Consider the following 5,702-nt stretch of genomic DNA (forward strand, 5'->3'; position numbering starts at 1 on the left):
CAGCCCGCCCGCCACGCGAGCCGAGCGGATATTGCAGAAGGACGGCACCGGCTCCGCGAACATGCGCGGATCGAGCTCCCACGGCTCGCGGTTGACGTCGAGATAGGCGCGCGGGAAATTCGCCGCCAGCATCGGCGCGCCGAGCGCGACGGCGCCGCCGAAAAGCTCGTCGACATAGCAATCCTCCGACCGCCGGATGGCGTTGCGGTCAAGCCGCGCCATGGCGAGGAAGCGCTCCGGATAGTAGCGGCCGCTATGCGGCGAATTGAACAGGAAAGGGACGCGTTGCTCGGCGCCCGATCGGATTTCGAAGGGTGGTACGACCGAAAAATCCTCGGCTGCCGTCTTCAATTTGAACGAACCAGGATGAAGCACTGCGTCATGATTCAAAACTGCCATCTTGCGCCCGGCATGTCCAGCATTTCAGCCCCACGAAACGGCCGGCTGAAACAGCGCGGACAGGGCCAACGTTCACTTGATGTTTACCGTCTCCTCCTCATATACAGGATGGTTAACGGGCTTGCGCGGCGGCAGGCTTGGGGCGGGTGATTCGGACGGGACAAAATGGCACGCATTCTACTGGCGGAAGACGACGACGATATGCGCCGGTTCCTCGTCAAGGCACTGGAAAGAGCCGGTTACCAAGTAAGCGATTTCGACAATGGCGCCAGCGCCTATGAGCGGCTGCGCGAGGAGCCTTTCTCGCTGCTGCTAACCGATATCGTCATGCCCGAGATGGACGGCATCGAGCTCGCCCGCCGCGCCACCGAGATCGATCCGGACCTCAAGGTCATGTTCATCACCGGCTTTGCCGCGGTCGCGCTCAATCCGGATTCCAAGGCGCCCAAGGACGCCAAGGTGCTATCGAAACCTTTCCATCTGCGCGACCTCGTCAACGAGGTCGAAAAGATGCTGCAGGCAGCCTGAGAGGGTTTTCCGGCGGGCTTCCGCCGGTGCGGCAAAGCGAAGCTTTCTTTTCTTGTTCCCGCTATTGACGCGCCGGACCAAAAATGGTGTATGCGCGGCTTCGGATGGGCGTGTAGCTCAGCGGGAGAGCACTGCATTGACATTGCAGGGGTCACAAGTTCAATCCTTGTCACGCCCACCATCCTTTCAAATCTAAGTCTCTAAGGGACCAGAGCAGTTAGGCTGTAGGGCTTTGCCGCTGCGTTCTCCTCGGTGAACTTGGTTGCTTACGCAGCGCTTGGTCGCACTTGTTCTCGGATGGGTTCAAGGAGGAAAGAATCTTTTGTCCGCAGGGCTGTTCGGCGGAGCCGGCAGGTGCGTCTGGCTCAGACACCCGCGACCGCGCAAAGGCCCTTCATTCTGGCGATGGCGAGTCCGGGGTCGGCCAGCAATCCGGCCCGATCGGCGAGGCGAAAGACGTCGGCGTAGTGGCATATGCCGCGCGCCGACTGCATGCCGCCGACCATGGCGAAATGGTCCTGGTGCCCGTTCAGCCAGGCCATGAAAACGATGCCCGCTTTGTAATATTCTGTCGGCGCCTCGAAGATCTTGCGCGCCAGCGGCACGGTCGGCGCCATCAGCGCGTCATAGCCGGCCCGATCGCCCCCGCCGAGCTTCACCAGCGCGGCGTTGGCAACCGGCGCGATGGCGTCGAAGATGCCGAGCAGCGCATGCGAGTGCCTCTTGCCGTCGCCGGCGATCAATTCCGGGTAGTTGAAATCGTCGCCCGTGAACATCACCACGCCCTCGGGCAGCCGGTCGCGCAGCGACACCTCCTTGCCGGCATCGAGCAGCGATATCTTTATGCCTTCGACCTTGCCGGCATGCCGATCGATGATGGCAACGACCGTATCGAGCGCGGCGTCGAATTCATTGCTTCCCCAATACCCTTTCAATGCCGGATCGAACATGTCGCCCAGCCAATGCAGGATGACCTTGCCGGAGGCCTGTGAGAGGATGCGGTCGTAGACGCGCGCATAGTCGTCCGGCCCCTTGGCCACCGCCGCCAGCGCGCGGCTCGCCATCATGATCGCCTTGCCGTCCTCGCCCTCGATGAAGGCGAACTGCTCCTCATAGGCATGGATCACGTCGTCCAGCGTCCTTGCTGCCGCGGGCGCCAGGTGGTCGGTGCCGGCGCCGGAAGCGAGATCGGCGCCCTTCACCGTGCGCGCCTCGGCGATCGAGCGGCGGATCAGCTCCCTGGCGCTCGGCCAGTCGAAACCCATGCCGCGCTGTGAGGTGTCCATCGCCTCTGCGATGCGGAAGCCGAGCCGCCACAGATGATGGCGGAAGGCCATCGTCCTGTCCCAGTCGACCGCCGGCCGCGACCAGGGATCGGTCATGGCGAAAGGGTCGGCGACGACATGGGCCGCGGCATAGGCGATGCGCGGGAATTCCGCGCCGGGGATCGGCTCCGCCGGTTGGCCGACCAGCCGGTAGCTGGCTCGATCGCCATTCTCCGCAGGCAGGATGATGTCCATGGAAGTCTCCCTTTGCGGCAGCCTATAAATGGAACGTTCCAATAAATCAAGAACCTTTGTGACTCCTGTTCGACGCCGAGGCTGTGCTGCGTCGCAACAGAAAAAAGCTCGCATTTGCAGCGATTTCCGCCAGCATCGATCAATTTTTGGAATTCCAGACGATTCCCGATTGACTCTTCGTTTGACCTGATGTTTAGAACGTTCCAATAAATTAATGCCGAATGCGGAGGAAAGAGCGGAGATGGCCAGCCGGGCCAAGGCGACGATCCTGGACATCGCCCGCGAGGCCGGCGTGTCCAAATCGACGGTATCGCTCGTGCTGCAAGGCAGCGGGCTGATCCGGCCTGAGACCGCGGTCAAGGTGCGCAAGGCGATCGAGGATGTCGGCTATGTATACAACCGCGGCGCCGCCAATCTGCGCAAGGCTCACTCCAACGTCATCGGCATGGTGATCAACGACCTCACCAATCCCTTCTTCGCCGAACTGGCGGTCGGCATGGAGCGCGTCTTCCAGGCGGCCGGCATCGTGCCTTTCATCGCCAACACCGCCGAAAACCCCGTGCGTCAGGAAGAAGTGCTGAAGTCGCTGATGGAGCAGGGTGTCGCCGGCCTGATCGTCTCGCCGGCGCGCGGCACCACTCCCGGCGCCTTCCGCCGCATCGAGACCGCCGGCGTGCCGATCGTCTTCACCATGCGCCGGCTGCCCGAGAGCCGCATTCCGGTGATCGCGCCGGACAACCATCGCGGCGCCTTCATCGCCACAGAGCATTTGATCCTCAAGGGCCACCGCCGCCTGGCCTTCTTCGGCGGTTCGTCCGACCTCGTGGTTTATCAGCAGAGGCTGGGCGGCTTCTTGGAGGCTTGTGAAGCGCTGGGCATTCCCGTCGCCAACAGAACGATCGTCGAGGGCGAGACCAGCCGCAAGGGCGGCATGGCCTGCCTGGAGACCGCGCTTGCGGCGCCCGAGCCGCCGTCGGCCGCTCTTTGCTTCAACGACGCCGTCGCTTTCGGCGTCATGCTGGCGCTGCGCAAGCGCGGGCTGGAGGCCGGCACGGACTTCGCCGTGGTCGGTTTCGACGACGTGGCCGAGGCCGAGCACTACATGCCGGCGCTGACCAGCGTCGCCGTCGATACCGCCGGCCTCGGCGAGCGCGCCGCCCATGTTATGCTGAAAATGATCCAGTCGCGCACAACGCGCGCCGAGGACCATATCGGCGCAGTCAGCCTCGTCGTCAGGGAAAGCTGCGGCCCGAGCCGCAACGCGCGCGGCGCTGGAATGGGAGACGCGGCATGAGCGTGAGATGGGGTCTGATCGGTGCGAGCACGATCGCCAGACAGTTCATGATCAACGCCATCCGCGCGCAGGCCGACGGCGAGGTTGCCGCCGTGATGAGCTCCAGCCCCGAGCGCGCCGAAGCCTATGCCAGGGAAAACGGCATCCCGGCCGCCGTTTCGACGCTCGATGCGCTGCTCAGCACGGACATCGACGCCGTCTACATCTCGACCACCAACGAACTGCATCTCGAACAGGGGCTTGCGGCCATCAAGGCCGGCAAGCACGTGCTCTGCGAAAAGCCGCTGGCGCTGACCAGCGCCGATGCGCGCAAGCTGGTCGCGGCCGCCAGGAAGGCCGGCATCGTGTTCGGCACCAATCATCATCTGCGCAATGCCGGCGGGCACCGGGCGATGCGCGAGGCGATCGCCGCCGGCCGCATCGGCAAGCCAGTCGCCGCGCGCGTCTTCCATTCCGTCTACCTGCCGGAAAACCTGCAGGGCTGGCGCATAACCAAGCCCGAGGCCGGTGGCGGCGTGGTGCTCGACATCACCGTCCACGATGCCGACACGCTGCGCTTCGTGCTCGGCGACGACCCGGTCGAGATCTCGGCATTCACGCAGTCGGCCGGCATGGCCGGCGGCGGACTGGAGGACGGCGCCATGTGCATCTGGCGCTTCAAATCCGGCGTCATCGCGCAATCGCATGAGGGCTTCACGACCAAATTCGCCGGCACTGGTTTCGAGGTGCATGGATCGGAAGGCTCGCTGATCGCCACCAATATCATGACGCAGAAGCCGGTGGGCTCCGTGCTGCTGCGCACCGCGAGCGGTGAGGAAGAGCTGAATTTCGACCGCGAGGACCTCTACACCCGCTCGCTGCGCCAGTTCCATGCCGCGATCCGCGGCGAAGGCCAGCCGTCCGCCACCGGCGAGGATGGCATCTGGTCGCTGGCATCAGCCGAAGCGGCGTTGCAATCCGCCAAGACCGGCAGGGCCGTCGTGATCGATCCGCAACTCGGGAGCCTCGCGTGAGCAAGCTCGTCTCGGCGGCCTATGCCGCCAGCCTGATCAAGGATGGCGCGGTCGTCTCCGTGTCGTCGTCGAGCGGCCTCGGCTGCCCGGACGCCGTGCTCGCCGCGATCGGCGAGCGCTTCGACGCGGAAGGCCATCCGAAGGCGATCACCACGCTGCACCCGATCGCCGCCGGCGACATGTACGGCATCAAGGGTATCGACCATCTCGCCAAGCCGGGCCTTTTGAAGCGCACGCTCTGCGGCTCCTACCCGTCCGGCCCCTCCTCGGCTGAGCCGCCGCGGATCTGGCAGATGATCGGCGACAATTCCGTCGCCGCCTACAACGTGCCCTCCGGCATCCTGTTCGACATGCATCGCGAGGCGGCCGCCAAGCGGCCTGGCGTGCTGACCAAGGTCGGTCTCGACACTTTTGCCGATCCGCGCCATCAGGGCTGCGCCATGAATGCGGCGGCCAGCGAGCCGATCGTTTCGGTCGAGCAGTTCGACGGCGAGGAATGGCTCTATTTCCGCGCCATCGTCCCCGACATCTCGATCATCCGCGCCACCTCCTCCGACGAGCGCGGCAACCTCACCTACGAGCATGAAGGCGCCTATCTCGGCGGGCTGGAGCAGGCGTTAGCTGCCCGCAACAATGGCGGCATCGTCATCGCCCAGGTCAAGCGCGTCGTCGAGAACGGCACGCTGAAGCCGCATGACGTCCGTGTGCCCGGCGTGCTGGTCGACCATATCGTCGTCGCGCCCGATCAGTTGCAGACGACGCAGACGCCTTACGACCCGGCGATCTCGGGCGAGATCTTCCGGCCGCTGTCGACCTTTCGCACGCCCGAGATGAACGTCCAGAAGGTGATCGCGCGCCGCGTCGCCATGGAGTTGCGCGACGGCATGGCCGTCAACATTGGCTTCGGCATCTCCGCCAACGTGCCGCGCATCCTCTTGGAGGAAGGCC

Annotated in this window: 6 protein-coding genes and 1 tRNA gene; 5 read left to right on the forward strand and 2 right to left on the reverse strand. The window is 64.5% G+C overall.

Annotation, left to right across the window (positions count from 1 at the left end; translation table 11 throughout):
- On the reverse strand, window positions 1-399 hold a 399-nt coding region (locus EOA38_RS26020; RefSeq protein ID WP_189434895.1), incomplete at its 3' end, for an N-formylglutamate amidohydrolase.
- Between the two features lie 165 nt (window positions 400-564).
- Here EOA38_RS26020 and EOA38_RS26025 point away from each other — a divergent pair.
- Both EOA38_RS26025 and EOA38_RS26030 read left to right on the forward strand, forming a co-directional pair.
- Window positions 565-927 (forward strand): response regulator, encoded by a 363-nt coding sequence (locus EOA38_RS26025; RefSeq protein WP_006199474.1) that lies wholly within the window; start codon window positions 565-567, stop codon window positions 925-927.
- Between the two features lie 106 nt (window positions 928-1,033).
- Window positions 1,034-1,108 (forward strand) — tRNA-Val (locus EOA38_RS26030).
- A 184-nt stretch (window positions 1,109-1,292) separates the two neighbouring features.
- On the opposite strand, the gene EOA38_RS26035 is transcribed toward EOA38_RS26030, so the two are convergent.
- Complete coding sequence (locus tag EOA38_RS26035; RefSeq protein WP_126092122.1) at window positions 1,293-2,447, reverse strand: dihydrodipicolinate synthase family protein; 1,155 nt, start codon at window positions 2,445-2,447, stop codon at window positions 1,293-1,295.
- A 241-nt stretch (window positions 2,448-2,688) separates the two neighbouring features.
- Here EOA38_RS26035 and EOA38_RS26040 point away from each other — a divergent pair, with 241 nt between their 5' ends.
- From EOA38_RS26040 to EOA38_RS26050, 3 genes are all read left to right on the forward strand, one after another.
- On the forward strand, window positions 2,689-3,741 hold the full coding sequence (locus tag EOA38_RS26040; RefSeq protein WP_126092121.1) for a LacI family DNA-binding transcriptional regulator: 1,053 nt from the start codon (window positions 2,689-2,691) through the stop codon (window positions 3,739-3,741).
- The gene (locus EOA38_RS26045) at window positions 3,738-4,754 is read left to right on the forward strand and encodes a Gfo/Idh/MocA family oxidoreductase (RefSeq protein ID WP_126092120.1); all 1,017 of its coding nucleotides are present in this window, start codon (window positions 3,738-3,740) and stop codon (window positions 4,752-4,754) included. The genes EOA38_RS26040 and EOA38_RS26045 overlap by 4 nt, the downstream gene beginning before the upstream one ends.
- On the forward strand, window positions 4,751-5,702 hold a 952-nt coding region (locus EOA38_RS26050), incomplete at its 3' end, for a CoA-transferase (protein WP_281060119.1). The genes EOA38_RS26045 and EOA38_RS26050, both read left to right, overlap by 4 nt.

Source organism: Mesorhizobium sp. M1E.F.Ca.ET.041.01.1.1 (assembly GCF_003997355.1).
In the GTDB taxonomy this organism is placed as follows: domain Bacteria; phylum Pseudomonadota; class Alphaproteobacteria; order Rhizobiales; family Rhizobiaceae; genus Mesorhizobium.